The organism is Gordonia sp. (in: high G+C Gram-positive bacteria), assembly GCF_047606305.1.
Lineage (GTDB): Bacteria > Actinomycetota > Actinomycetes > Mycobacteriales > Mycobacteriaceae > Gordonia.
Genome location: NZ_JASGER010000041.1, coordinates 1 through 23,914 on the forward strand (window position 1 = coordinate 1; position 23,914 = coordinate 23,914).

The 23,914-nt window shown below is 70.2% G+C and carries 22 protein-coding genes, 1 tRNA gene and 1 pseudogene; 19 read left to right on the plus strand and 5 right to left on the minus strand.

Annotated elements, in window-relative coordinates; genetic code table 11:
* Window positions 1-72: 72 nt before the first annotated feature.
* Window positions 73-420: pseudogene (locus QM634_RS06010) on the minus strand (DNA-3-methyladenine glycosylase); the annotation flags it as partial.
* Here QM634_RS06010 and QM634_RS06015 point away from each other — a divergent pair.
* From QM634_RS06015 to QM634_RS06025, 3 genes are all read left to right on the plus strand, one after another.
* Window positions 419-856: an SRPBCC family protein gene (locus QM634_RS06015; protein WP_415041862.1), complete on the plus strand. Its 438-nt coding sequence runs from the start codon at window positions 419-421 to the stop codon at window positions 854-856. The pseudogene QM634_RS06010 and the gene QM634_RS06015 sit on opposite strands and share 2 nt — an antisense overlap.
* Window positions 857-877: 21 nt before the next feature.
* A tRNA-Arg gene (locus QM634_RS06020) sits at window positions 878-950 on the plus strand.
* 258 nt (window positions 951-1,208) lie between these two features.
* Window positions 1,209-2,654 (plus strand): LGFP repeat-containing protein, encoded by a 1,446-nt coding sequence (locus QM634_RS06025; protein WP_415041863.1) that lies wholly within the window; start codon window positions 1,209-1,211, stop codon window positions 2,652-2,654.
* An 82-nt stretch (window positions 2,655-2,736) separates the two neighbouring features.
* Here the strand turns inward: QM634_RS06025 and QM634_RS06030 are convergent, their stop codons facing one another.
* Entirely contained in the window at window positions 2,737-3,480 is a 744-nt protein-coding gene (locus tag QM634_RS06030; protein ID WP_415041864.1) for a 3'(2'),5'-bisphosphate nucleotidase CysQ, read from the minus strand.
* 37 nt (window positions 3,481-3,517) lie between these two features.
* Here QM634_RS06030 and QM634_RS06035 point away from each other — a divergent pair, with 37 nt between their 5' ends.
* Together QM634_RS06035 and QM634_RS06040 are read left to right on the plus strand one after the other, a co-directional pair.
* Window positions 3,518-4,402 (plus strand): Fpg/Nei family DNA glycosylase, encoded by an 885-nt coding sequence (locus tag QM634_RS06035; RefSeq protein WP_415041865.1) that lies wholly within the window; start codon window positions 3,518-3,520, stop codon window positions 4,400-4,402.
* A 19-nt stretch (window positions 4,403-4,421) separates the two neighbouring features.
* Window positions 4,422-5,165: an SDR family oxidoreductase gene (locus QM634_RS06040; RefSeq protein ID WP_415041866.1), complete on the plus strand. Its 744-nt coding sequence runs from the start codon at window positions 4,422-4,424 to the stop codon at window positions 5,163-5,165.
* 104 nt (window positions 5,166-5,269) lie between these two features.
* Here the strand turns inward: QM634_RS06040 and pgi are convergent, their stop codons facing one another.
* Both pgi and QM634_RS06050 read right to left on the minus strand, forming a co-directional pair.
* Window positions 5,270-6,916, minus strand: coding sequence for a glucose-6-phosphate isomerase (gene pgi, locus QM634_RS06045; protein WP_415041867.1), 1,647 nt, complete (start codon window positions 6,914-6,916; stop codon window positions 5,270-5,272).
* Window positions 6,917-6,977: 61 nt separating this feature from the next.
* Window positions 6,978-7,286, minus strand: a complete 309-nt coding sequence (locus QM634_RS06050) for a chorismate mutase (RefSeq protein ID WP_415041868.1) — start codon at window positions 7,284-7,286, stop codon at window positions 6,978-6,980.
* 94 nt (window positions 7,287-7,380) lie between these two features.
* Between QM634_RS06050 and QM634_RS06055 the strand changes: the two genes are divergently transcribed.
* Genes QM634_RS06055 through QM634_RS06075 form a run of 5 tightly spaced genes read left to right on the plus strand, consistent with a single transcriptional unit; the run spans window position 7,381 to window position 13,608 of the window.
* A complete protein-coding gene (locus tag QM634_RS06055; protein ID WP_415041869.1) occupies window positions 7,381-7,827 on the plus strand; it encodes a MerR family transcriptional regulator in 447 nt (148 codons plus the stop codon).
* Window positions 7,828-7,838: 11 nt separating this feature from the next.
* Complete coding sequence (locus QM634_RS06060; RefSeq protein WP_415041870.1) at window positions 7,839-8,867, plus strand: aldo/keto reductase; 1,029 nt, start codon at window positions 7,839-7,841, stop codon at window positions 8,865-8,867.
* Window positions 8,868-8,894: 27 nt separating this feature from the next.
* A complete protein-coding gene (locus tag QM634_RS06065; RefSeq protein WP_415041871.1) occupies window positions 8,895-9,284 on the plus strand; it encodes a PPOX class F420-dependent oxidoreductase in 390 nt (129 codons plus the stop codon).
* Between the two features lie 40 nt (window positions 9,285-9,324).
* Window positions 9,325-11,166 carry a hypothetical protein gene (locus QM634_RS06070; protein WP_415041872.1) on the plus strand — a complete coding sequence of 614 codons (1,842 nt, stop codon included), beginning with the start codon at window positions 9,325-9,327 and terminating at the stop codon, window positions 11,164-11,166.
* A gap of 33 nt (window positions 11,167-11,199) precedes the next feature.
* Window positions 11,200-13,608, plus strand: coding sequence for a UvrD-helicase domain-containing protein (locus QM634_RS06075; RefSeq protein ID WP_415041873.1), 2,409 nt, complete (start codon window positions 11,200-11,202; stop codon window positions 13,606-13,608).
* Between the two features lie 76 nt (window positions 13,609-13,684).
* On the opposite strand, the gene QM634_RS06080 is transcribed toward QM634_RS06075, so the two are convergent.
* The gene (locus QM634_RS06080) at window positions 13,685-14,758 is read right to left on the minus strand and encodes a M23 family metallopeptidase (RefSeq protein ID WP_415041874.1); all 1,074 of its coding nucleotides are present in this window, start codon (window positions 14,756-14,758) and stop codon (window positions 13,685-13,687) included.
* A 299-nt stretch (window positions 14,759-15,057) separates the two neighbouring features.
* Between QM634_RS06080 and sucC the strand changes: the two genes are divergently transcribed.
* From sucC to QM634_RS06125, 9 genes are all read left to right on the plus strand, one after another.
* Complete coding sequence (gene sucC / locus QM634_RS06085) at window positions 15,058-16,221, plus strand: ADP-forming succinate--CoA ligase subunit beta (RefSeq protein WP_415041875.1); 1,164 nt, start codon at window positions 15,058-15,060, stop codon at window positions 16,219-16,221.
* A 16-nt stretch (window positions 16,222-16,237) separates the two neighbouring features.
* Window positions 16,238-17,143: a succinate--CoA ligase subunit alpha gene (gene sucD, locus QM634_RS06090; RefSeq protein ID WP_415041876.1), complete on the plus strand. Its 906-nt coding sequence runs from the start codon at window positions 16,238-16,240 to the stop codon at window positions 17,141-17,143.
* Between the two features lie 40 nt (window positions 17,144-17,183).
* Window positions 17,184-17,633: a hypothetical protein gene (locus QM634_RS06095; RefSeq protein ID WP_415041877.1), complete on the plus strand. Its 450-nt coding sequence runs from the start codon at window positions 17,184-17,186 to the stop codon at window positions 17,631-17,633.
* Window positions 17,634-17,656: 23 nt separating this feature from the next.
* Window positions 17,657-18,067 carry an RDD family protein gene (locus QM634_RS06100; protein WP_415041878.1) on the plus strand — a complete coding sequence of 137 codons (411 nt, stop codon included), beginning with the start codon at window positions 17,657-17,659 and terminating at the stop codon, window positions 18,065-18,067.
* On the plus strand, window positions 18,064-18,633 hold the full coding sequence (locus QM634_RS06105; RefSeq protein WP_415041879.1) for a TetR/AcrR family transcriptional regulator: 570 nt from the start codon (window positions 18,064-18,066) through the stop codon (window positions 18,631-18,633). The genes QM634_RS06100 and QM634_RS06105 overlap by 4 nt, the downstream gene beginning before the upstream one ends.
* Before the next feature lie 74 nt (window positions 18,634-18,707).
* The gene (locus tag QM634_RS06110; protein WP_415041880.1) at window positions 18,708-20,273 is read left to right on the plus strand and encodes a carboxyl transferase domain-containing protein; all 1,566 of its coding nucleotides are present in this window, start codon (window positions 18,708-18,710) and stop codon (window positions 20,271-20,273) included.
* 5 nt (window positions 20,274-20,278) lie between these two features.
* The gene (locus QM634_RS06115; RefSeq protein ID WP_415041881.1) at window positions 20,279-22,261 is read left to right on the plus strand and encodes an acetyl/propionyl/methylcrotonyl-CoA carboxylase subunit alpha; all 1,983 of its coding nucleotides are present in this window, start codon (window positions 20,279-20,281) and stop codon (window positions 22,259-22,261) included.
* 7 nt (window positions 22,262-22,268) lie between these two features.
* The gene (locus QM634_RS06120; RefSeq protein ID WP_415041882.1) at window positions 22,269-23,417 is read left to right on the plus strand and encodes an acyl-CoA dehydrogenase family protein; all 1,149 of its coding nucleotides are present in this window, start codon (window positions 22,269-22,271) and stop codon (window positions 23,415-23,417) included.
* Window positions 23,414-23,908, plus strand: coding sequence for a MaoC family dehydratase (locus tag QM634_RS06125; protein ID WP_415041883.1), 495 nt, complete (start codon window positions 23,414-23,416; stop codon window positions 23,906-23,908). The genes QM634_RS06120 and QM634_RS06125 overlap by 4 nt, the downstream gene beginning before the upstream one ends.
* Window positions 23,909-23,914: the final 6 nt, after the last annotated feature.

A 23,914-nucleotide genomic window follows, 5' to 3' on the forward strand; every position in this document is an offset into this window, starting at 1 on the left:
CCGCGGGCGAGGGCGTCGTCATCGTGCGCTGTCGGCCGCCGGTCGCGGGCAATCTCGATCCCGTCGACGATGCGGCCCGCGCGCCCGGGCGGCGTCGGGGCGGGCGGGGGGCCGACGGTGGCGCGCCGCGGCCAGACCGTCGACGACCCGCCCGGCGCGCAGGAGCACAGCCGAGGCGTGTTCGGTCGGGCCGGTGACGACGTTGGCGCAGTGGTGGCCATGGATGCGGTACACGTACAGCCGCCACGGCGGCCCGTACATGATCTCCGACCGGGGCGTCCGGGTGAAGGCGTGCGAGGCGGGATCGTTCACGCCGTCGTAGGCCTCGACCTCGGTGATCACCACCGTCACCCCGTGCCCGACGAGACGGGCGCCCAGCAGCTCGCGGGCGCGCCGGGTGACAGTAGGGTTGGTGCTCATGGCAAAGGTGAAGGACTCCGTGGACGTCGACATGTCGGTCGAGGAGGCCTGGGAACACGCATCGGACCTGTCCCGGTACGGCGAGTGGCTCACGCTGCACGACGGCTGGCGCAGCGCGCTCCCCGCGCCCGAGGAACTCGGCAAGGGTGTGAAGGTCGCCTCGGTGATCAAGCTTAAGGGCGCCCGCGTCCGCTTCAACTGGACGGTGGAGAAGTACGACCCGCCCAAACAGGTCCGCCTCAAGGGCGACGGCAAGGGCGGGGTGAAGGCCAAGCTCGACCTCTCGATCTCGCCGAAGGGCGACGGCTCGGTGGTCACCTTCGAAGTCGACCTGGGTGGTCTGCCGCTGATCGGACCGGCCGGCAAGGCCGCCGCATTGGCCACCCGAAAGGATCTGCACGCGTCGCTGGAGAAGTTCCGCGAAGTATTCGGCTAAACCTATATTCGCGGGTATTCCGCTCCCGTAGCTCAGGGGATAGAGCACGGCTCTCCTAAAGCCGGTGTCGTAGGTTCGAATCCTACCGGGAGCACAGACGGTTCGACGGGGTCGTATTTGCGCCTCTCACCTGCGGTGTTTGACCCTTCGTGGGTGAAACCGACGCGCCGCGCACCCCGGGGGTTCCCGATTGGCCCCAACCCCACTAGGGTGGGTTTCGGCAATCGACTCTGCGGTTTAGTGAATATTCCGTCGAATCGAGGCTGCGATTGCGCTGCGAGGTCGGCGTTTGTGTAGCAAGCTGTAAAAAGGCATGGACCAAGTCGTGCCATGGAAACAAGGAGTTCACGGAGTGAAACCCGTAGAGAAGAAGACTGGGCTCGTTGCTCTGCGCCGCGTGGCGCTGGGCGTCGTCGCCGCGGCTGGCTCGCTGATGCTCGTCGCGCCGCTCGCACATGCTGCCCCGCAGGATGACGCGCGCACCGCGATCGAGAAGGCTGCTGCCGATGTCGCCTCGGGCGCCATCGACAAGGGTGCCCTGGGCACCGGCCTGGGCGAGAAGGAAGGCGACGTCACTTCGGTCGCCGACGGCTTCGAGCAGAAGTACGCCGGTGGCAGCGTGTACTGGTCCGAGAAGACCGGCGCGCACGTCCTGTACGGCGCCATCAAGGACAAGTATGCCGCTGTCGGCGGTCCGGCCGACGACCAGAAGATCGGTTTCCCGAAGACCGACGAGGCCGTCGCCGAGGCTCCGCAGGGTGCTCGCTTCGCCGAGTTCTCCGCCGAGGACAACCCGCGCATCTACTGGAGCGAGCAGACCGGCGCCGTGCTGCTGCGCGGTCCGTTCGCCGCTGCGTTCGCCGATCCGTCGGTCGCCGCCGCGCTGGGCATGCCCAAGGGCGACGTCACCGTCGACGGTGACACCCTCACCCAGGAGTTCGCCAACGGCAAGCTGACCTTCGACGCGAAGACCGGCAAGTTCATCAACCTGCCGAACCTGCCGGGCCTGTCCCTGCCGGATCTCCAGGGCAAGCTGGACGGTCTGAAGTTCGCCCTGCCGGCGCTCGCGCTGCCGGGTTGGCCGAAGATCAACCTGCCGAACATCTCGATGCCGGACATCCACGCGCCGAACATCAACGCGCCGGATATCAACGCTCCGAAGGTGGACACCAGCAAGTTCAACTGGTGGTGGCTGCTTCTGCCGCTGCTGATCGTCGGCGGCCTGCTGCTGCTGGCTTGGCTGTGGCGCCTGCTCACCGGCAAGGGCCGCAAGGGTTCGCACGGTGCGCACCTGAGCGCTCCGAACGTCGACGGTGCCGTTGACGCGGTCAAGGGTGCGGGTGGCAAGGTTGCCGCCGGTGCCGCTGGCGCCGCTGGTGCCGCCGGTGCGGCTGCTGCCACCGTCGGTGGCAAGCTCAAGGGTGCTGCCGAGGGCGTCGCCGACGCCGCCGAGCACGCCGGCGACAAGATCAAGGACGGCGCTGAGGCTGCCGGCGACAAGGTCAAGGGCCTGGTCGACGACGCCACCGGTAAGGGCGGCGCGTCCGCTGCCGGTGCCGCTGCTGCTGCCGGTGCTGCCGGCACCTGGGTCCGCGACGGCAAGACCGTCCCGGTTCCCAAGGGCGCTCACCTGCCGCTGCCCGGCGACGCGGAGCCCAAGGGCTACCCGATCAAGGGCAACGCGGACTCGGGTCTGTACCACACCCCCGAGTCGCGTGCGTACAAGCAGACGATCGCGGAGATCTGGTTCGCGACCGAGGCTGACGCGAAGGCCGCTGGTTTCAAGAAGTTCGAGTGACACCAGCAGCTAGCTGAAACACGACTGTGGCCCGGTACCGGAAGGTACCGGGCCACAGTTTTTTTCGCGGTGCCCGCCGGGGCTACCAGACGTGGTCGAGGGCGGTGAGGATGTCGTCGGCGATCTCGGTCCGGCAGATGACGAAGTCGGGCATGTACGGGATGCGCTGGTTGTAGACGATCGGCGAACCGTCGAGCCGGCTGCAGTGCAGTCCGGCCGCGGCGGCGACGCCGACCGGGGCGCAGTTGTCCCATTCGTATTGGCCGCCGGCGTGCACGTAGGCGTCGACGTCCCCGCGCACCACCGCCATCGCCTTGGCGCCCGCGGACCCGATGGAGATCCGCTGCAGGCCGAGGGCGCCCGCGACATGCGCCGCCTCGTAGCTGCCTCCGTAGCGGGACACGGCGATCTTCCCGGTCAGCGGGCCGTCGGGCGGCTTCACCTCGTCGGAGCGGAACACCTCGCCGCGAGCGGGGATCGCGACGGCGGCCGCGGTGGGCGTCCCGTCGACGGCGAGCGCGACGTGCACCGCCCAGTCGGAGGTGCCGAGGCTGAACTCGCTCGTCCCGTCCAGCGGGTCGATGATCCACACGCGACTGGCGCTCGACCGGTCGCCGACGTCCTCGGCCTCTTCGGACAGGACCGCGTCGCGCGGGCGCCGGCGGCGCAGGGCGGCACCGATCCAGGCCTGGGCGATCTGGTCGCCGGCGTCGCCCATCAGCCGTCCGTCGAGCAGGCCGCCGTGCCGCACCCCGAGCAGGATGCGCCCGGCGCCCTCGGCGATCTGGGCGGCCAGCTCGGCATCGGCCGCCGATGATGAAGTCACCCTCCAACTAGAGCACATTGGCCGTACGGTGTTGACCATGCCCGAGCTTCCCGAGGTCACCGCGATCGCCAACTTCCTGGACGAGCGCACCGCGGGTCTGCCGATTCGCCGAGTCGACGTGGCCTCGCTGGCGGTCCTCAAGACGGCCGATCCGCCGTACACGGCGCTCGTCGGCCGGACGGTCTCCTCGGTCGGGCGGATCGGTAAATACCTGGTGATCACCACCATCGGTGACGACGATGACGGCGAGCCGCTGCACCTGGTCATCCACCTGTCGCGCGCCGGCTGGGTGCGGTGGAGCGAGAACCTGTCCCCGAAGCCGCCGAAGCCCGGCGGAAAGGGGCCGATCGCCCTGCGGGTGCACTGCGGGCTGCCCGGCGAGGGCTTCGACGTCACCGAGGCCGGCACCCAGAAGCGGTTGGCGGTGTGGATCGTCGCCGACCCGCTCGACGTGGAGCGGATCGCCGGACTCGGGCCCGATGCGCTCGGGCTGGGCCGTGACGAACTCGCGCAGATCCTCGCCGGTTCCACCGCCCGGATCAAGAACCTGCTCACCGACCAACGGGTCGTCGCCGGGATCGGCAACGCCTATTCCGACGAGATCCTGCACAGGGCGCGTCTGTCACCGTTCGCCACGTCGAAGGGGTTGTCTCAGGCGCAGGTCGACGCCCTGCACGACGCGATCACCCAGGTCCTGCGCGAGGCCGTCGACCGCCTCGACGGCCCGGGCGGGGTGGCGACGATGAAGGCCGAGAAGCGCTCGGGGCTGCGGGTGCACGCGCGGACCGGGCTGCCGTGCCCCGAGTGTGGGGACACGGTGGCCGAGGTGTCCTTCGCCGATCGGTCCTTCCAGTACTGCCCGACGTGCCAGACGGGGGGCAAGAAGCTGGCCGATCGACGGATGTCGCGGCTGCTCAAGTGAAGCGGCCTAAGCTGGGCGCGTGAGCAAACGCGAGAAGATTCTGATCACCGGCGCGAGTTCGGGACTGGGCGAGGGCATGGCCCGGGCCTTCGCGCAGAAGGGGCGCTCGTTGGCGTTGTGCGCGCGTCGCCTGGATCGCCTCGAGGCGTTGGCCGACGAGTTGCGCGCCGTGGCCGACAAGGTCGCGGTCGCCGCGCTGGACGTCACCGACTTCGACTCTGTGCCGGTCGTGTTCGGGAAACTGCGCGACGAGCTGGGCGGTCTGGACCGTGTCATCGTCAACGCCGGGTTGGGCAAGGGCGCGCCGATCGGCACCGGCAAGGCCCATGCCAATCTCGAGACCGTGCAGACGAACCTCACCGGTGCCCTGGCGCAATGCGAGGCGGCGTTGGAGATCTTCCGGGAGCAGGGCCACGGACACCTGGTGCTCATCAGCTCGGTGAGTGCGACGCGGGGGTTGCCCAAGGCGCAGGCCGCCTACGCGGCGTCCAAGGCCGGTGTCACGGCGCTGGGTCAGGGACTGCAGGCCGAGTTCGCCGGCAAGCCGATCACCGTGACGATCATCGAGCCGGGCTACATCGAGACCGACATCAACCGGGGTCTGAAGACCCGGATGATGGCCACGACCGACGAGGGTGTGGCGGCGATGGTGGCGGCCATCGAGGCCGAGAAGGCCCACGCCGCGGTGCCCCGCTGGCCGTGGGAGCCGGTCGCGGCCGCCCTGCGTCATCTGCCCGAGCCGGTGTCGCGGCGCCTGGTCTGACGGCGCCGCCCGTCAATTCCGCCGAGTGGGCGGTCGATTCCGCCCAGTCGGCGAGAATGACCGCCCACTCGGCGAGAATGACCGCCCACTCGGCGGTTGGCGGGCTACTTGTCGTCGTCGGCGCGGCCGCGATACCAGGCGACGAGGGCCTCGGTCGAGGAGTCGCCGAGTTCCTGCGCGGGCTGTGCCCCGCTGACCGGGCCGAGCAGCTCGATGGCCTGCTTCTTGCCCAGTTCCACGCCCCACTGGTCGAAGGAGTCGATGCCCCACACCGTGCCCTCGACGAACACCTGGTGCTCGTAGAGCGCGATGAGCTGACCGAGCGCACCGGGGGAGAGCTTCGGGGCGAAGATCGTCGTCGACGGCCGGTTGCCCGGCATCACCTTGTGCGGCACGACCTTCGGCGCGACGCCCTCGGCGGCGACCTCCTGCGCCGTCTTGCCGAAGGCGAGCACCTTCGTCTGCGCGAGGACGTTGCTGATCAGCAGGTCGTGCATGGACGTGCCGTCGACGGTGGTGACGTCGCGGAACGGCCGGACGAAGGCGATGAAGTCGGCGGGGATCATGCGGGTGCCCTGGTGGAGCAGCTGGAAGAAGGCGTGTTGGCCGTTGGTGCCCGGTTCGCCCCACCACACCTGACCGGTGTCGCATGCGACGGGTTTGCCGTCGACGGTGACGGACTTGCCGTTGGACTCCATCGACAGCTGCTGGAGGTAGGCGGTGAAGCGACCCAGGTCGTTGGAGTACGGCAGCACCGCGCGGTTGCCGGCGTTGAAGAAGTCGTTGTACCAGACGCTCAGCATGCCCAGGAGGATCGGCGCGTTGCGCTCGATCGGCGCGGTGGCGAAGTGTTCGTCGACGGCGTGGAAGCCGGCGAGGAACTCGTCGAACCCGGCGCGCCCGACGGCGAGCATCACCGACAGCCCGATCGCCGAGTCGACCGAGTAGCGACCGCCGACCCAATCCCAGAACTCGAACATGTTCGACGTGTCGATGCCGAACTTGTGGACCTCGGCGGCGTTGGTGCTGACCGCGACGAAGTGGCGGGCCACCGCCGCCTCGTCGCCGAGCGCGTCGACCAGCCACGCGCGCGCCGCACCGGCATTGGAGAGCGTCTCGAGCGTGGTGAAGGTCTTCGAGGAGATGACGAACAGCGTCGTGGCGGGATCGAGGACGTCCAGCTTCGAGAGGATGTCGGCCGGGTCGACGTTGGACACGAAGTGGGTGCGCGGTCCGTCGTGGTAGTCGCGCAGCGCGCCGCACACCATGGACGGACCGAGGTCGGAGCCGCCGATGCCGATGTTGACGACGTCGGTGATCTTCTCGCCGGTGAAGCCGCGCCATTCCCCCGACCGCACGTCGTCGGAGAAGTGGCCCATCGCGTCGAGCACCCGGTGCACGTCGGCGACGACGTTGTGCCCCTCGACCATCAGCGTCGCGTCGGCGGGCAGCCGCAGCGCGGTGTGCAGCACGGCCCGGTCCTCGGAGGTGTTGATGTGCCGGCCGGCGAGCATCGCGTCGCGCCGCTCCTCGACGCCGACCTCCCGCGCCAGGGCGATCAGCAGGTCCAGCGTCTCGCGGGTTGCGAGGTTCTTGGAGTAGTCGATGTACAGGTCGCCGGCCTCCACGACGAGGTCGCGGCCGCGATCGGGGTCGTCGGCGAACAACTGCCGGAGTGTCGTCGCGGCGATCTGCGGCTGGTGGCCGGCGAGGGCGCGCCACGACTCGGTGGACGTCACGTCTTCGCGCATGGAATCCACCCTATTGCGTCCGCGCGCGCGGCGTCGGGCACTCAGTGCCGACAGGGGCCGGTCAGCGGCCCAGCGGGCCCCGTCCCAGGCGCAGCAGCAGCATGGCCAGTGTGTGGCCCTCCTGGCCGAGTTCGGCGAAGCGGTCGAGCACCTTCACCTCGCGGCTGTGGACCAGCCGCGGTCCGCCCGATGCCATGCGGGCGGCACCGATCTTCTTCGACACCGCCGACCGGCGCTTGATGGCGGCCAGGATGACCGCGTCGAGTCGGTCGATCTCGCCGCGCAACACGTCGATGTCGTCGGGCAGACCGGTGACGTCGTCGCCGAGGTCGTAGGCGCTCGGGTCGAAAGGCTGCGATTCGTCACTCACCGGGACGATTTTGCCACGCCCGCACCGCCCCGATGCGCGGTCGTCCGCAGTCGACCCTTGCGTTGGAGTGCACTCGAAGTCCTAGCGTGGCTGTATGCCCGATGACAACCGCCTCTCCATCGCCGACGTCTCCGCCCGCACCGGCCTCACCCGCGACACCCTCCGCTGGTACGAGTCCGAGGGCCTGATCCCCGACGTGCCGCGCAATTCGGCCGGCGTGCGGCAATACGACGACGCCACCGTGCGGATGATCGACCTGCTCGTGCGCCTGCGACGGACGGGGATGCCCGTCGCCCAGATGCGCGACTTCGTGACGATGGTCGCGCAGGGGGCGCGCACGCACGGTCGGCGGATGCGGCTGCTCGAGAACCACCGCGAGGAGATCGAGACCCGGATCCGGGAGCTGGTCGACGACCTCGACTCCGTCGACCAGAAGATCGCGCACTACCGGCGGCTCATCGACCGCGGCCTGGACTGCACCGAGGAAGCCATCACCGACCCGGACGAGCGCGCCGAGCAGCGCCGCACCGACGACGAATAGGGGAGCGCACCATGCACACGATCACACTCGGCGACGGCCTGCAGACGTCCGCGATGGGGTTCGGCGCCATGGCGGTGACGCCCGTCTACGGCGGCACCGACGACGCGTCCGCCCTGGCGGTGCTGAACGCGGCGGTCGACGCCGGCGTGACCTTCCTCGACACGGCCGACGTCTACGGTGCCCCCGAACCGGGCACGACGGGGCCGGCGGGCACCAACGAGCGGCTCGTCGCACGGCTGCTCGCCGAGCGGCGGGACGAGGTCGTCCTCGCCACCAAGTTCGGGATCGTCGGGCCGATCGGCGCCGACGCCGGTGGCGGAGGGAAGCGGACCCGCGGCGACGCCGACTACGTCCGGGCGGCCTGCGACGCGTCGTTGAGGCGCCTGGGCACCGACGTGATCGACCTCTGGTACCTGCACCGTCGCGACCCGGACGTCCCCGTCGAGGAGACCGTCGGCGCGATGGCCGAGATGGTCGCGGCGGGCAAGGTCGGCCACCTCGGCCTGTCCGAGGTGACGGCCGGCGAATTGCGCGCCGCCCACGCCGTCGCACCGATCGCCGCGGTGCAGAGCGAATGGAGCCTGTGGTCGCGCGACGTCGAGGCGCAGGTCGTACCCGCCTGCGCCGAACTCGGCGTCGGCTTCGTCCCCTACTCGCCGCTCGGGCGGGGGTTCCTGACCGGCACCCTCACCCGGGAACAGGTGGCCGCCGACCTGCGCGGCTCGACCGCGCGCACCGGCGACAACTGGGAGGCCAACCAGCGGGTCGTCGATGCGGTCGGCGCGGTGGCGCAGCGGCTGGACGCGACCAGCGCCCAGGTCGCACTCGCCTGGTTGTACGCCTCGGGTCGACGCGCCGGGCTGCCGGTCGTGCCGATCCCCGGCACCCGGTCGGTCACACGCCTCGCCGAGAACGCGGCCGCCGCCGACCTGGTGCTCGACGACGAGGCGCTGGCCGCGCTCGACCGCGTCGCGGACCTGGCCGTCGGCGGTCGCAACATCGCCGCCGATCCGACGTGGATCTCCGTCGGCCGCGAATAGCCACTCCCACCCCAGAAAGGCACGCCGATGTCCGTGATCCCCGACTCGCACCGCGACCTGCTCGACCGCCCGCTGTACGCCCACCTCGCGACGATCCGTCCCGACGGGTCGCCGCAGGTCAACCCGATGTGGTTCTCCTTCGACGGCGAATACGTCTACTTCACCAACACGACCGTCCGCCAGAAGTACCGGAACGTCACCGCCGAACCGCGCGTGGCGTTCTCGGTCAACGACCCCGAGCAGCCCTACCGCTACCTGGAGGTGCGCGGCGTCGTCGAGCGCATCGACCCCGATCCGGCGGCGGCCTTCTTCACCGAACTCGCCGAGCGCTACGGGCTGCCCCTGGACGGGCCGCCCGGCGACGCGGAGCACCGTGTGGTCTACGTCGTCGCCCCCACGTCGACGAGCCACCAGTAGTTGACCCGCGCGGGGGCCCGCCCGCCGTACGATCTGGTACGTGGATGTTGAAACCCCGGTACGACGGATCACCGGATCGCCGGCCGGCCGCGTCGCGCTCGCGCTGATCGCCCTCTACGTCGTCGTCCGCATCGTGCTCGTCGCGACCGGCGGCTTCTACTGGGACGACCTGATCCTCATCGGGCGGGCCTCGACCCACAACGTCTTCAGCCCGGAGTACCTGGCACACAACCACGACGGGCACTTCATGCCCGGCGCCTTCTTCATCGCCGGCCTGACGACGCTGATCGCGCCGACGCAGTGGTGGCCGGCCGCGGTGACGCTCGTCGTGTTGGCGACCGCCGTCGCACTGGCGGTCTGGCGGATGATCCGGCTGCTCGCCGGCCGCGACTCGTGGGCCACGGTGCTGGTCCTGGCGTTCTTCCTGTTCACCCCCATGACGGTGCCCGCCTACGTGTGGTGGGCGGCCGGGCTCAACTCGTTGCCGATGCTGTTCGCCATGGCCTGGGTGATCGGCGACGCCGTGCTGCTGTGCCGCGGCGGGCTCGACGACAACTCCCGGCTGCTGATCGCCATGCGCAGCGGGGCCGTCTACCTCGTCGCGCTGGCCTGCTTCGAGAAGTCGCTGTACCTGTTGCCGGTCGTGTTCGTCGCGACGGTGGTGTGGTGCGCGATGAACCCGGTCGCCGCCGAGCCCGGCGAGGTGCCCGGTCCGCTGGCCGCGGCCCACCGTCGGGCCCGACCGCTGTGGCACGTGCTGGTGCCGATGACCGCCGCCTGGGGCGTGCTGTTCCTCGCCGTGACCGGCGGGCAGGGCGCCGCGGGTCACCACGGCATCGGCCAGACGCTGCACCTGGTCTGGCGCACCGTCGACAACGCGATCATCCCGTCGCTGGCCGGCGGTCCGTGGACGTGGGACCGCTGGATCCCCAGCCCGCCCATGGGGTTCGCACCGCTGTGGCAGATCATCGCCGGATGGGTGGTCCTCGGGGTCGTCGTCGGCGTGATCGCCTGGCGCCGACCGCGCGGACTCGTCGTCGTGGCGGTCGCGGCGGCATACGCGGTCCTGGCGCAGGTTCCGGTGATGTGGAACCGGTCGAGTGCCAACACCGCCCTCGAGCTGGCCCAGACGATGCGCTACCTGCCGGACACCGCGCTCGTCATCACGGCCGCCCTCGCGCTGGTCCTGGCGGTCCCGCGGACCTCTCACCGCCACCTGCGCGGCGTCGACCGCCCCGCGCTGCAGGCCGCTGCCGCGGCGACCGTCGTACTCATCGCCTCGTCGGCGTGGGGCCTGTGGAACTTCGACAGGTCGTGGCGCAACAACCCGACCCCGGAGTACCTGCGCACCGCGCGGGCCTCGCTGCGCGCCGATCCGGGCCGCACCATGTTCGACCAGGCGCTGCCGCTGGAGATCCTCACCCCGGTGGCGAACCCGGAGAACATGGTCAGCCACACGTTCGGCCGGTTGCGGCCCGCGGTGCACTTCGGGACGGTGACCGACGACCTCAAGGTCTTCGACCGCGGTGGTCGGCTGGTGCCCGGCGGGGTCACCCCGGCCCGCACCTTCGCCGCGGGCGAGGGCAGCTGCACCGCGCCGGAGGTCCGCGGGATGAGTCGGGTGCCGCTGTCGGGCCCGCTGATCAACTGGACCTGGACGATCGCGCTCAGCTACTGCGCCAACCGCGACGGCCGGCTGGCGGTGCAGTTGGCGGCCGGCCAGCCGGTCACCGTCGATGTCCGTGCCGGGCTGCACGTCGTGTACGTCCAGACCACCGGCCGGGGCACCGCGCTGATCCTGCGCCCGCTCACCCCGGGGCTGGCGGTGCACACCGGTGCGGGGCGCGTCGGCGAGGTCGCCGAGGCCGCGTTGGTGCGCTGACTGTCCGCCCGTCCCGGTAATCTGGACGGTGAGATGAGTGCTGAGGAACTGCTGCGCGGACTGAATCCACAGCAACGCGAGGCGGTGACACACACCGGGTCTCCGTTGCTGATTGTCGCGGGCGCCGGATCGGGCAAGACATCCGTGCTGACCAGGCGAATCGCCTACCTGTTGGCCGAGCGGGACGTGCACCCCGGGCAGATCCTCGCCATCACCTTCACCAACAAGGCCGCCGCCGAGATGCGCGAGCGGGTCGTCGAGCTGGTCGGCGGCGCCGGTCGGGCGATGTGGGTCTCGACCTTCCACTCGATGTGCGTGCGCATCCTGCGCGCCCAGTCGGGGCTGCTCGGCGAGACGGTGAACTCGAACTTCTCGATCTACGACGCCGACGATTCGCGGCGACTGCTCGGGATGATCATCCGCGACCTGGAGCTCGACCCGAAGAAGTACTCCGCCCGCGGGCTGGCCGTGGAGATCTCGAACCACAAGAACGAACTCGTCGGACCCGACGGGGTCGAGGTGCCCGAGGGCGTCGACGAGAACTCGGCCGAGGCGGTGGTCAAGCGGGTCTACGAGCAGTACCAGAAGCGCCTGCGCGCGGCGAACGCCTTCGACTTCGACGACCTCATCGGCGAGACGGTCGCCCTGCTGCAGCGCCACCCGGACGTCGCGCGGTACTACCACCGACGGTTCCGGCACATCCTCGTCGACGAGTACCAGGACACCAACCATGCGCAATACGTGCTCATCCGGGAGTTGACGGGGTGCACGGCGGACGACGCGTCGGCCGAACTGCCGCCCGCGGAGCTGTGCGTGGTCGGTGACGCCGACCAGTCGATCTACGCCTTCCGCGGCGCGACGATCCGCAACATCGAGGAGTTCGAGCGCGATTTCCCGGCGGCGCGGGCGATCCTGCTCGAGCAGAACTACCGGTCGACGCAGACCATCCTGTCGGCGGCCAACGCGGTCATCGCGCAGAACCCGAACCGTCGGGAGAAGCGCCTGTGGACCGACTCGGGCGACGGTGACCCGATCGTCGGCTATGTCGCCGACTCCGACCGCGACGAGGCGACGTTCATCGCCGGTGAGATCGACACCCTCACCGACTATTCGATCGGCGGGTCGGCCAGTCGCAAGTACTCCGACATCGCCGTCTTCTACCGGACCAACACCGGCTCGCGCGCCCTGGAAGAGGTGTTCGTGCGGCACGGCATCCCGTACAAGGTCGTCGGCGGCACCAAGTTCTACGAGCGCAAGGAGGTGCGCGACGTTATCGCCTATCTGCGCACCGTCGCGAACCCCGACGACACCGTCAGCCTGCGCCGCATCCTCAACACGCCGCGGCGCGGCATCGGCGACCGTGCGGAGGCCTGTGTGGCGGTCCACGCGGAGAACCGCGGCATCAGCTTCTACCAGGCGCTGCTGGAGGCGCAGCAGGGCTCGGTGCCGTTGCTGAACAAGCGCGCGGTCAACCAGATCGGCGGCTTCGTCGACCTGATCGAGGGGCTGCGCCGCGACTTCCTGACGGCCTTCGGGGATGCCGACCAGGTCACCGTCGACGCGACCGCCGAGGGCGGGGACGTCGGTGAGCTGGTGTCGGCGATCGTCGACCGGACCGGCTACCGGGCCGAGCTGGAGGCCTCCCGCGACCCGCAGGACGGCGCCCGGCTGGACAACCTGAACGAGCTCGTCGCGGTCGCCCGCGAATTCAGCGCCACCGCGGCCGAAGAGGCGCAGGAGGCGCCGGTCGTCGACGAGGTCGACACCGAGGGCGAACCGGAGCCGGGTTCGCTGGCGGCTTTCCTCGAGCGCGTGTCACTCGTCGCCGACGCCGACCAGGTACCCGATTCCGATGCCGGTGTGGTCACCCTGATGACGCTGCACACCGCCAAGGGGCTGGAGTTCCCGGTCGTGTTCGTCACCGGGTGGGAGGACGGCCACTTCCCGCACATGCGCTCCCTGGGCGATCCCGCCGAACTCAGCGAGGAGCGCCGCCTGGCCTACGTGGGCATCACCCGCGCCAAGGAGCGGCTCTACCTGACCCGCGCGCTGATGCGGGCGTCGTGGGGGCAGCCCGTGTCCAATCCGGAGTCGCGGTTCCTCACCGAGATTCCCGGGCACCTGCTCGACTGGCGGCGCACCGAACCGCGGCGCTCGGCGTCGCGGCACCGGTCGTCGGGTGCCTTCGGGTTCGGCGACAGCGGCGGTCACGACCAGTACCGCACCCGCGGCCGCGAGTCCTATGGGCAGCCCACGCGGGGTCGCAACAAGCACGAGGACTACGCGATCGGCGACCGCATGAACCATCCGAAGTACGGGCTGGGCAAGGCCGTGGCCAAGGAGGGCGCCGGTCCGACCGAGCGGGTCACGTTCGACTTCGGCGGGAACGTCGGGCGGATGACCTTCATGACCCTCGGCGGTCTGCCGGGGGAGAAGATCTGACCCGCAAACCCCGCGAAACGGGACAAACCCAGCACCGAATCGGTGCTGGGTTTGTTCCGGAAGTGTGGTTTGCGCGTCAGCCGGTGTAGGCCGACAGGCGCACGCCGTGCTGCGCGAGCCACGGCATCGGGTCGATCTTGGTCGTGCCGTTCCGCCACACCTCGAAGTGGACGTGGGGACCGAAGGAGAAGCCCTCGTTGCCGACCAGGGCGATCACGTCGCCGGCGGTGACGTGCTGGCCCTTCTGGACCAGGACGCCCGAGGAGGACATGTGGCCGTACATCGTGACGGTGCCGTCGGCGGCGCGGATCTGGACCCAGTTGCCGTAGCCCGACGCCGGGCCGGCGTTGATGACGACGCCGTCGGTGGCGGCGTGGATGGGGGTGCCCAGCGGGGCGGCCATGTCCAAGCCGCCGTGGAAGGAGCCCCAGCGGGGGCCGAAGCCGGACGTGAAGCTGTACTGGCCCAGCGGGATCGGCGAGGTGAAGAGCGGGCGGCGCTTGAGGTTCTCGCGCGCATCCTCGGCGGCGGCGAGCTCCTTGCCCTTGCCCAGGCCGCGGGTGAACGCGGACATGTCGGTGTCGTCGGCGGCTGCCACGACACCCGGTCCGACGTCGGGGGTCCCGTCGGCGGCGGTGATCGGCGTGGCGGTCTTGTCCGAGGACACGGCCTGCGCGGCGGCGGCGACGGCGGCACCGGCGGCGAGTGCGACGAGCGCCGCGCGACCGCCCTTGAGGGTGGTCGGCGGTGCGACGACACGGTGCTTGCCGGACTTGCCGACCTTGCGCTCGGGGCGCGGGGTGACGGCGGCGGGGGCCTCGTCGGCGGTCTCCACGGTCGTGACGACGCCGACGGGCTCGGTCACCGGGGCGACGGCCGCGGCGGAGCGCTCGCGGCGGTACTCGCTCTCCGGGATCGCGATGTCCTGGGTGATTTCCGAGGCGGTCGCGGTGTGCGGGTCGAGGGCGCGGCCGCGGCGGATCGTGCCCGCCCAGCTGTCGCGGTCGAGGGTCAGCGAGTCAAAGGAGTCGTCGTAGAAGTCGCTCGCAGCGGCGGTGGTGGTCTTGGCGGCGACGACGGAGGAGGCGTCGACCGGGGCGATGAAGCGACGCCCGGCGTGCTCGACTACGCCGTTTCGTTCTCGGGCCACGTTCCTGCCTAACTACCGGTGATTCACACGTTCTTCGTAACCAATTCGTGACTTGGCACCCCCACGAAGGTATCGGAGAGGCGGCGCCAAGTCCAACAAACGGTGAGAATAGTTAGCGGGGAGTGACAATCTCCACACCTGGCCCCGAGACGCGGTTCAGCGCACGTCAGTGCCCTAACGTGCCTGATCGGGAGCCGGTCGAGCGAGCCGTTGGGCCGGGGTTTAGAGTCCGATACATCGCCCGCGTCACATCCCAGCACCCGGGTGCCCACAAAGAACCAACAAGATTGGTGAGTTGAATGGATCTCTTCGAATACCAAGCGAAGGAACTGTTTGCCAAGCACGGCGTGCCCGGTACCCAGGGCCGCGTGACCGACACCGCCGCGGGGGCGCGCGAGATTGCCGAAGAGGTCGGCAAGCCGGTCATGGTCAAGGCGCAGGTCAAGACCGGCGGTCGCGGCAAGGCCGGTGGCGTCAAGTACGCCGCCACCCCCGACGACGCGGAGCGCTACGCGAACGACATCCTCGGCCTCGACATCAAGGGCCACATCGTCAAGAAGCTGCTCGTCGCCGAGGCCAGCGACATCGCCGAGGAGTACTACATCTCCTTCCTGCTCGACCGCGCCAACCGCACCTACCTGGCGATGTGCTCGGTCGAGGGCGGCATGGAGATCGAAGAGGTCGCCGCCACCAAGCCCGACCGCCTCGCCCGCGTCCACGTCGACGCCGTGAAGGGCGTCGACCTGGCGACCGCGCGCTCGATCGCCGAGCAGGGCCACCTGCCCGCTGAGATCCTCGACGCCGCGGCGGTCACCATCGCCAAGCTCTGGGAGGTCTTCGTCTCCGAGGATGCGCTCCTGGTGGAGGTGAACCCGCTGGTGCGCACCCCCGACGACCAGATCCTGGCCCTGGACGGCAAGGTGACGCTCGACGGCAACGCCGACTTCCGGCACCCCGACCACGCCCAGTTCGAGGACAAGGACGCCACCGACCCGCTCGAGCTCAAGGCCAAGGAGAACGACCTCAACTACGTCAAGCTCGACGGCGAGGTCGGTGTGATCGGCAACGGCGCCGGCCTGGTGATGTCCACCCTGGACGTCGTCGCCTACGCCGGTGAGAAGCACGGCGGCGTGAAGCCGGCGAACTTCCTCGACATCGGCGGCGGCGCCTCGGCCGAGGTGATGGCCGCCGGCCTCGACGTCATCCTCGGCGACGAGCAGGTCAAGAGCGTCTTCGTCAACGTCTTCGGCGGCATCACCGCCTGCGACGCGGTCGCCAACGGCATCGTCGGCGCCCTGAACACCCTGGGCGACGCCGCCAGCAAGCCGCTGGTCGTGCGCCTGGACGGCAACAAGGTCGACGAGGGCCGCAAGATCCTGGCCGACGCCAACCACCCGTTGGTGACCCTGGCCGAAACGATGGACGACGGCGCCGACAAGGCCGCCGAACTGGCGAGCAAGTAAGAGGGGCGCAACAGACATGTCGATCTACCTGAACAAGAACAACAAGGTCATCGTCCAGGGCATCACCGGCGGCGAGGGCACCAAGCACACCGCCCTGATGCTCAAGGCGGGCACCAACATCGTCGGCGGCGTCAACGCCCGCAAGGCCGGCACCACCGTGACCCACGAGGATGCCGCCGGCAACACCGTCGAGCTCCCCGTGTTCGCGACCGTCGCCGAGGCGATGGAGAAGACCGGTGCGGACACCTCGATCGCCTTCGTGCCGCCGGCCTTCTCCAAGGACGCCATCATCGAGGCCATCGACGCCGAGATCCCGCTGCTGGTCGTCATCACCGAGGGCATCCCGGTGCAGGACACCGCGTACGCGTGGGCCTACAACGTCGACAAGGGTGAGAAGACCCGCATCATCGGCCCGAACTGCCCCGGCGTCATCACCCCGGGTGAGGCGCTGGTCGGCATCACGCCGAACAACATCACCGGCAAGGGTCCGATCGGCCTGGTGTCCAAGTCGGGCACGCTGACCTACCAGATGATGTACGAGCTGCGCGACCTCGGCTTCTCGACCGCCATCGGCATCGGCGGCGACCCGGTCATCGGCACGACGCACATCGACGCCATCGAGGCCTTCGAGAAGGACCCGGACACCAAGCTCATCGTCATGATCGGCGAGATCGGCGGCGACGCCGAGGAGCGTGCGGCCGACTACATCAAGGCCAACGTCTCCAAGCCGGTCGTCGGCTACGTCGCGGGCTTCACCGCTCCCGAGGGCAAGACCATGGGCCACGCCGGCGCCATCGTGTCGGGCAGCTCGGGCACCGCGCAGGCCAAGAAGGAAGCCCTCGAGGCGGCCGGGGTCAAGGTCGGCAAGACGCCGAGCGCGACCGCCGAGCTGGCCCGGGAGATCTTCCAGACCCTGGCGTAGTCGCGGCCGCGGGGCTCGTCGGCTCGGGCATACTGGGCCGATGAGTCTGCTGGGTGCGACCCGTAACGCCGCGACGTCGGCGGTGAGTGCCGCGGTGGCGGTACCCCGGTCGGTGGTCCACGCCGTCCTCGACGACGTCGTCGACTACCTCTCCGGGACCGATCTGACGCCGGTGCTGACCTCGGCGATCGACCTGAACCGGGTGTTGGCGACCGTCGACGTCCAGGCGCTGGTCGACCGGGTCGACATCAACCGCGTGCTCGCCTCCGTCGATCTGGACGCACTGTTGGCCCGCATCGATGTGAACGCGCTGCTCGACCGCGTCGACGTCGACGCCCTCGTGGCCCACACCGACCTCACCACGATCGTGCGAGACGCGTCGGCCTCGGTCTCCAGCGAGGTCATCGACGACGTGCGCAGCGGTTCTGAGCGCGCCGACGACGGCGTGGAGCGGTTCGTGAACCGAGTGCTGCGCCGGGGCGACCGGTGACCGGGGCCCGTACCGCCGGGGTGGTGAGCCGCACGATCGCCGGGGTCGTCGACGTGGTGGTGGCGGCCGCGCTCATCGCCGGCGGCTACCTGGCACTGACCTTCTTCCTCTTCGTCGTCGACCTCGGGCACATCGACCTCAATCGGCTGCAGTGGTGGTTCACGACCTCCGGCTACCTGGTCGTGCTGATCGGCTACCTGTTCGTCTGCTGGGCGACCTCCGGGCGGACCGTCGGGTGCATCACCATGGGCCTGCGGGTGACGGGCGCGGCCGGTGGCCGGTTGCACGTGCTGGTGGCGCTGGCCCGGGCGGTGATCTGTGCGGTCTTCCCGATCGGGCTGGTCTGGGTGGCGCTGTCGCCGTCGCGGCGCTCGTTGCAGGACCTGCTGCTGCGCAGCCGGGTGGTCTACACCCACGAGGTGCGGCAGCAGTGACGCGCGAGCAGGCGAAGGCCGAGCGTCGGGCGGACCTGCTGCAGGCCGCGGCGCGCCTGATGGCCCGCAGCGGGTTCACCGCGGTGCGCCTGGAGGACATCGGCGCCGAGGTCGGGGTCAGCGGGCCGGCGGTGTACCGCCATTTCGACTCGAAGACCGATCTGCTCGACACGATGCTCGTCGACATCAGCGAGCGCCTGCTCGACGGTGCGCAGGCGGCGATCGCCGCCGGCGGGCCGAGTGCGGCGGTCCTGCGCCGGCTCGTCGACTTCCACATCGACATGTTGGTGACGCGGCCGGATCTGATCGCGGTCCAGGACCGCGACCTGCACTCGCTGTCGGAGGAGGCCCGGCACCGGGTGCGCTCGCTGCAGCGGCGTTACGTCGAGCGCTGGGTCGATGTGCTGGTCGAGCACGCGCCCCAGTCCCGCGCGAGCGCCCGCGTGCGCGCGCAGGCGGTCTTCGGCCTGCTCAACTCCTCGCCGCGCCTGCCCGACTATCCCGCCGACGACCTGCGCGGGTTGCTCTCGGCGATGGCGTGGAGCGCGCTGAGCGCCTCGGTTTGACGATTCGGTGGACAGCGGTCCGCCGGGGACGTAGTCTCCCATTTCAGTTAATCACTACTAACTGAGGTGGTCGGATGTCCGACGGGGCGCAGCAGCACCGCGAGAACGTCGCCGTGCTCGACGAGCGGCTGCGCATCGCCGCGGCCGGCGGCGGTGACAAGGCCCGCGAGCGCCACCTGGCGCGCGGCAAGCTGCTCGCCCGCGAGCGGATCGACGCGCTCGTCGACCCCGGGTCGCCCTTCCTGGAGATCGCGCCGCTGGCCGCCTTCGGGATGTACGACGACAAGGCGCCCGCCGCCGGTGTGGTCGCCGGTGTCGGACTGATCCACGGGCGCCAGTGCATGATCGTCGCCAACGACGCGACGGTCTCCGGCGGCACGTATTACCCGGTGACGGTCAAGAAGCACCTGCGCGCCCAGGAGATCGCCGCGGCCAATCGGCTGCCGTGCGTCTACCTCGTCGACTCGGGCGGCGCGATGCTCCTGCAACAGGACGAGGTCTTCCCCGATCGGGACCACTTCGGCCGCATCTTCTTCAACCAGGCGAACATGAGCGCGGCGGGCATCCCGCAGCTCGCCGCCGTGCTCGGCTCGTCGACCGCCGGCGGCGCCTACGTGCCGGCGATGAGCGACGAGAACGTCATCGTCGCCGAGCAGGGCACCATCTTCCTGGCCGGACCGCCGCTGGTGAAGGCGGCGACCGGCGAGGACGTGACCGCCGAGGACCTGGGTGGGGGAGCGATGCACTCGACGGTGTCCGGGGTGACCGACCATCTCGTCGCGAACGACGAGCAGGCGCTGGACCGCTTGCGCGACATCGTCGCCACCTTCGGCCCGCGCGACCCGGCGCAGTGGGACACCGAGCCGACCCGCGACCCGCGCCGACCGCAGACCGACCTGTACGACGTCGTGCCCGTCGACCCGCGCACCCCCTACGACGTGCGCGAGGTCATCCAGATCCTCGCCGACGGCGGCGAGTACACCGAGTTCAAGGCCGGGTACGGCACCTCGCTGGTCACCGCGTTCGCCCGCGTCCACGGGCACCCGGTCGGCGTCGTCGCCAACAACGGGGTGCTGTTCTCCGAGTCGGCGCTCAAGGGAGCGCACTTCATCGAACTGTGCGACCGTCGCCGCATCCCCCTGGTCTTCCTGCAGAACATCACCGGCTTCATGGTGGGGCGCGAGTACGAGGAGGGCGGCATCGCCAAGAACGGCGCCAAGATGGTCACGGCCGTCGCCTGCGCACGGGTGCCGAAGCTGACGGTGATGATCGGCGGCTCCTTCGGGGCCGGCAACTACTCCATGTGCGGGCGGGCCTATTCGCCGCGGTTCCTGTGGTGCTGGCCCAACGCGCGGATCTCGGTGATGGGCGGTCCGCAGGCCGCCGACACCCTCGCCACGGTGCGGCGCAATCAGATCGAGCGGTCCGGCCGGGCGTGGTCCGACGAGGACGAGGCCGCGTTCAAGGCACCCATCCACGAGCAGTTCGCCGAGCAGTCCGACGCCTACTACTCGACGGCGCGCCTGTGGGACGACGGCATCATCGACCCCGCCGACACCCGGACCGTCCTCGGCCTGGCGCTCGAGGCCTGCCGCTACGCGCCGTTGGCCGAGGTCAACAACGGCGTCTTCCGGATGTGATGGCGATGATCCACAGAATCCTGATCGCCAACCGCGGGGAGATCGCCTGCCGCGTCATCGACACCGTCCACCGGATGGGCCTGGAGGCGGTCGCCGTCTACTCCGACGCCGACGCGTCCGCCCCGCACGTGCGCCGGGCCGACAGCGCGGTGCGGCTGGGTCCGGCTCCGGCGCCGCAGAGCTATCTCGACATCGAGAAGGTCGTGGGGGCGGCCGTGGCGAGCGGCGCCGACGCGGTACACCCCGGCTACGGTTTCCTCTCGGAGAACGCCGCCTTCGCCACGGCGCTCGCCGAGGCGGGAATCGTGTTCATCGGCCCGCCGGCCGACGCAATCGCCACGATGGGCGACAAGATCACCGCGCGCGCCGCGGTGACCCGACGCGGAGTGCCGGTCGTGCCGGGTCTGTCGCGCCCCGGGCTGACCGACGACGACCTGATCGCCGCGGCGCCCGACATCGGCTTCCCGGTCCTGATCAAGCCGAGTGCCGGCGGCGGTGGCAAGGGCATGCACCGCGTCGACGGCCCCGCCGACCTGCCCGCGGCCCTGGTGACCGCGCGGCGCGAGGCGGCCGCGGCCTTCGGCGACGACGCCCTGTTCCTCGAGCACTTCGTCGACACCCCGCGCCACATCGAGGTGCAGGTCCTCGCCGACACCCACGGCGGGGTCGTCCACCTCGGCGAGCGGGAGTGCTCGTTGCAGCGCCGCCATCAGAAGGTCATCGAGGAGGCGCCGTCGGCGCTGCTCGACGAGCAGACGCGCGCCCGCATCGGTGCTGCGGCCTGCGACGCCGCCCGCAGCGTCGGCTACACCGGCGCCGGGACGGTCGAATTCATCGTCTCGGCGAAACGCCCCGACGAGTTCTTCTTCATGGAGATGAACACGCGCCTGCAGGTCGAGCACCCGGTGACCGAGATGGTCACCGGCATCGACCTGGTCGAGCAGCAGATCCGCGTCGCGCGCGGGCAGGAGCTGGCGATCGCCCAGGACGACGTCGTGCTCGACGGCCACGCGATCGAGGCGCGCGTCTACGCCGAGGACCCCGCCCGCGGCTTCCTGCCCACCGGCGGCACCGTCGCCGCCCTGTCCTGGCCCCATGTCGGGGACGGCGTCCGCGTCGACGCCGGCATCGACCGGGGATCGGTGGTCGGCTCCTTCTACGACCCGATGTTGGCGAAGGTCATCGCCCACGGCCGCGACCGCGCCGAGGCGATCGACCGGCTCGACGAGGCATTGGCCGAGACCGTCCTGGCCGGTGTGGGCACCAACATCGGCTTCTGCCGCCACGTCCTCGCCCAGGCCGCGGTGCGCGCCGGCGACCTCGACACCGGGCTGCTCGACACGATCGCCGAGGACTATGCGGACCCGCCGCCCACTCCGGCCGCGCTGGTGGCCGCCGCGCTGGGAGGGCTGGAGGTCGGCGAGCGCGACGACGTGTGGCGCAGCGCCGTCGGCTTCCGCATCGGCCCTCCCGCACCCATGGTGAGCCGCCTGGTGTGCGGAGAGCAGCGGTACACCGTGTCGGCGACGGTCGTCGGTTCCGACGGTCGGGGACTGCGGTCGCACGTGCGGATCGACGATGCCGGGGGCGCGCGGGTGTGGGGCGGCGACGTGGTCGTCGAACCCGGTGCGACGACCATCGTGCGCTGTGACGGCGTGCTCACGCGGTGGCGGGTCGCGGTCGACGGCGATGACCGCTGGGTGTGCGGTCGGGCGGGCACCTGGGTGCTGACGCCGGCCCATCGCCTGGCGAGCGGGTCGGGGGCGGCCGCCGCCGGCGACGTGCACAGTCCGATGCCCGGCACCGTCGTCGCCGTCCCCGCCGAGGACGGGGCAGTCGTCGCCGAGGGCGACCCGCTGGTCGTCGTCGAGGCGATGAAGATGGAGCACACGCTGCGCGCGCCCCGAGCGGGGACCGCGTCGGTCACCGTCGCCGCGGGCGACAAAGTCGCCGCCAACCAGGTGCTGGCACACGTCGAGGAGGACTGAGGAACCGATGGAACTGACGAGTGAATACGCGGACCTGGTCGCGAGTGTGCGCGACTTCGCGCAACGGGTGGTCGCGCCGGCGTCCTACCAGCACGACCGGGACAAGACCTTTCCCTACGAGGTGATCGCCCAGATGGGGGAGATGGGCCTGTTCGGCCTGCCCTTCCCGGAGGAATACGGCGGCATGGGCGGCGACTACTTCGCGCTCGCCCTGGCCCTCGAGGAGCTGGGGAAGGTCGACCAGTCGGTGGCCATCACGCTGGAGGCCGGCGTGGGCCTTGGCGCCATGCCGATCTTCCGCTTCGGCACGCAGGAGCAGAAGCAGCGCTACCTTCCCGATCTGACCGCCGGCAAGGCGCTCGCGGGGTTCGGCCTGACCGAGCCCGGAGCCGGCAGCGACGCCGGCGCGACGGCCACCACCGCCGTCGAGGACGGCGACGAGTGGGTGATCAACGGGGCCAAGCAGTTCATCACCAACTCCGGCACCGACATCACGTCGCTGGTCACCGTCACCGCGGTCACCGGTCATCGGGACGACGGCAAGAAGGAGATCTCGACGATCATCGTCCCGGCGGGCACGCCGGGGTTCACCGCCGAACCGGCCTACGACAAGGTCGGCTGGCACGCGTCGGACACCCATCCCCTGAGCTTCACCGATGTGCGCGTGCCGCGGGAGAACCTGCTGGGCACCCGCGGGCGCGGCTACGCGAACTTCCTGTCGATCCTCGACGAGGGGCGCATCGCGATCGCCGGCCTGGCCACCGGCGTCGCCCAGGGTTGCGTCGACGAGTGCGTCAAGTACGCCGGTGAGCGCAAGTCCTTCGGCAAGCCGATCGGCGAGTACCAGTCGATCTCGTTCGCGATCGCGCGGATGGAGGCCCGCGCCCACGTGGCGCGCACCGCCTACTACGACGCGGCCGCCCTGATGCTGGCCGGCAAACCGTTCAAGAAGGAGGCGGCGATCGCGAAGATGGTCTCCAGCGAGGCGGCGATGGACAATGCCAGGATGGCGACGCAGATCCACGGCGGCTACGGGTTCATGAACGAGTACCCGGTGTCGCGCCACTACCGCGACTCGAAGATCCTCGAGATCGGCGAGGGCACCACCGAGGTGCAGCTCATGCTGATCGCCCGCGCGCTGGGGCTCCCGTCATGACCGCGGGGGAGGGCGCGCCGCGCATCACCCAGCGCGGTCTCTGGTACGAGGAATTCGAGATCGGTGCCGTCTACGAGCACCGGCCCGGACGTACCGTCACCGAGGCCGACAACGTCCTGTTCACGACCTTGACGATGAACACCCAGGCGCTCCACCTGGACGCCGCTTTCGCGCAGACGCAGCCCGGCTTCGACGGCCAGCGGCTGATCAATTCGATGTTCACCCTCTCCACGATTGTCGGTCTCTCGGTGGCGCAGCTGACGCAGGGGACGCTGGTGGCCAACCTCGGCTTCTCCGACATCGCCTTCCCGGCGCCGATGTTCGCCGGCGACACGCTCTACGCCGAAACCGAGTGCACCGGCAAGCGGGAGTCCAGGTCGCGGCCCGGTGAGGGTGTGGTCGACCTGACGCACATCGGCCGCAACCAGAACGGCGTCGTCGTGGCCCGCGCCGCGCGCTCGACCCTGGTGCGCCTGCGCCCGACCGACTAACCCCGC

Bases quoted from the DNA above. Each gene is read 5' to 3' on its own strand.
- QM634_RS06120 (WP_415041882.1), top strand. From the start codon at position 22,269: ATGGAACTGACGAGTGAATACGCGGACCTGGTCGCGAGTGTGCGCGAC.
- QM634_RS06095 (WP_415041877.1), top strand. From the start codon at position 17,184: ATGAGTCTGCTGGGTGCGACCCGTAACGCCGCGACGTCGGCGGTGAGT.
- QM634_RS06035 (WP_415041865.1), top strand. From the start codon at position 3,518: ATGCCCGAGCTTCCCGAGGTCACCGCGATCGCCAACTTCCTGGACGAG.
- QM634_RS06075 (WP_415041873.1), top strand. From the start codon at position 11,200: ATGAGTGCTGAGGAACTGCTGCGCGGACTGAATCCACAGCAACGCGAG.
- sucD (WP_415041876.1), top strand. From the start codon at position 16,238: ATGTCGATCTACCTGAACAAGAACAACAAGGTCATCGTCCAGGGCATC.
- pgi (WP_415041867.1), bottom strand. From the start codon at position 6,916: ATGCGCGAAGACGTGACGTCCACCGAGTCGTGGCGCGCCCTCGCCGGC.
- QM634_RS06060 (WP_415041870.1), top strand. From the start codon at position 7,839: ATGCACACGATCACACTCGGCGACGGCCTGCAGACGTCCGCGATGGGG.
- QM634_RS06110 (WP_415041880.1), top strand. From the start codon at position 18,708: ATGTCCGACGGGGCGCAGCAGCACCGCGAGAACGTCGCCGTGCTCGAC.
- QM634_RS06065 (WP_415041871.1), top strand. From the start codon at position 8,895: ATGTCCGTGATCCCCGACTCGCACCGCGACCTGCTCGACCGCCCGCTG.
- QM634_RS06115 (WP_415041881.1), top strand. From the start codon at position 20,279: ATGATCCACAGAATCCTGATCGCCAACCGCGGGGAGATCGCCTGCCGC.
- QM634_RS06055 (WP_415041869.1), top strand. From the start codon at position 7,381: ATGCCCGATGACAACCGCCTCTCCATCGCCGACGTCTCCGCCCGCACC.
- sucC (WP_415041875.1), top strand. From the start codon at position 15,058: ATGGATCTCTTCGAATACCAAGCGAAGGAACTGTTTGCCAAGCACGGC.
- QM634_RS06015 (WP_415041862.1), top strand. From the start codon at position 419: ATGGCAAAGGTGAAGGACTCCGTGGACGTCGACATGTCGGTCGAGGAG.
- QM634_RS06125 (WP_415041883.1), top strand. From the start codon at position 23,414: ATGACCGCGGGGGAGGGCGCGCCGCGCATCACCCAGCGCGGTCTCTGG.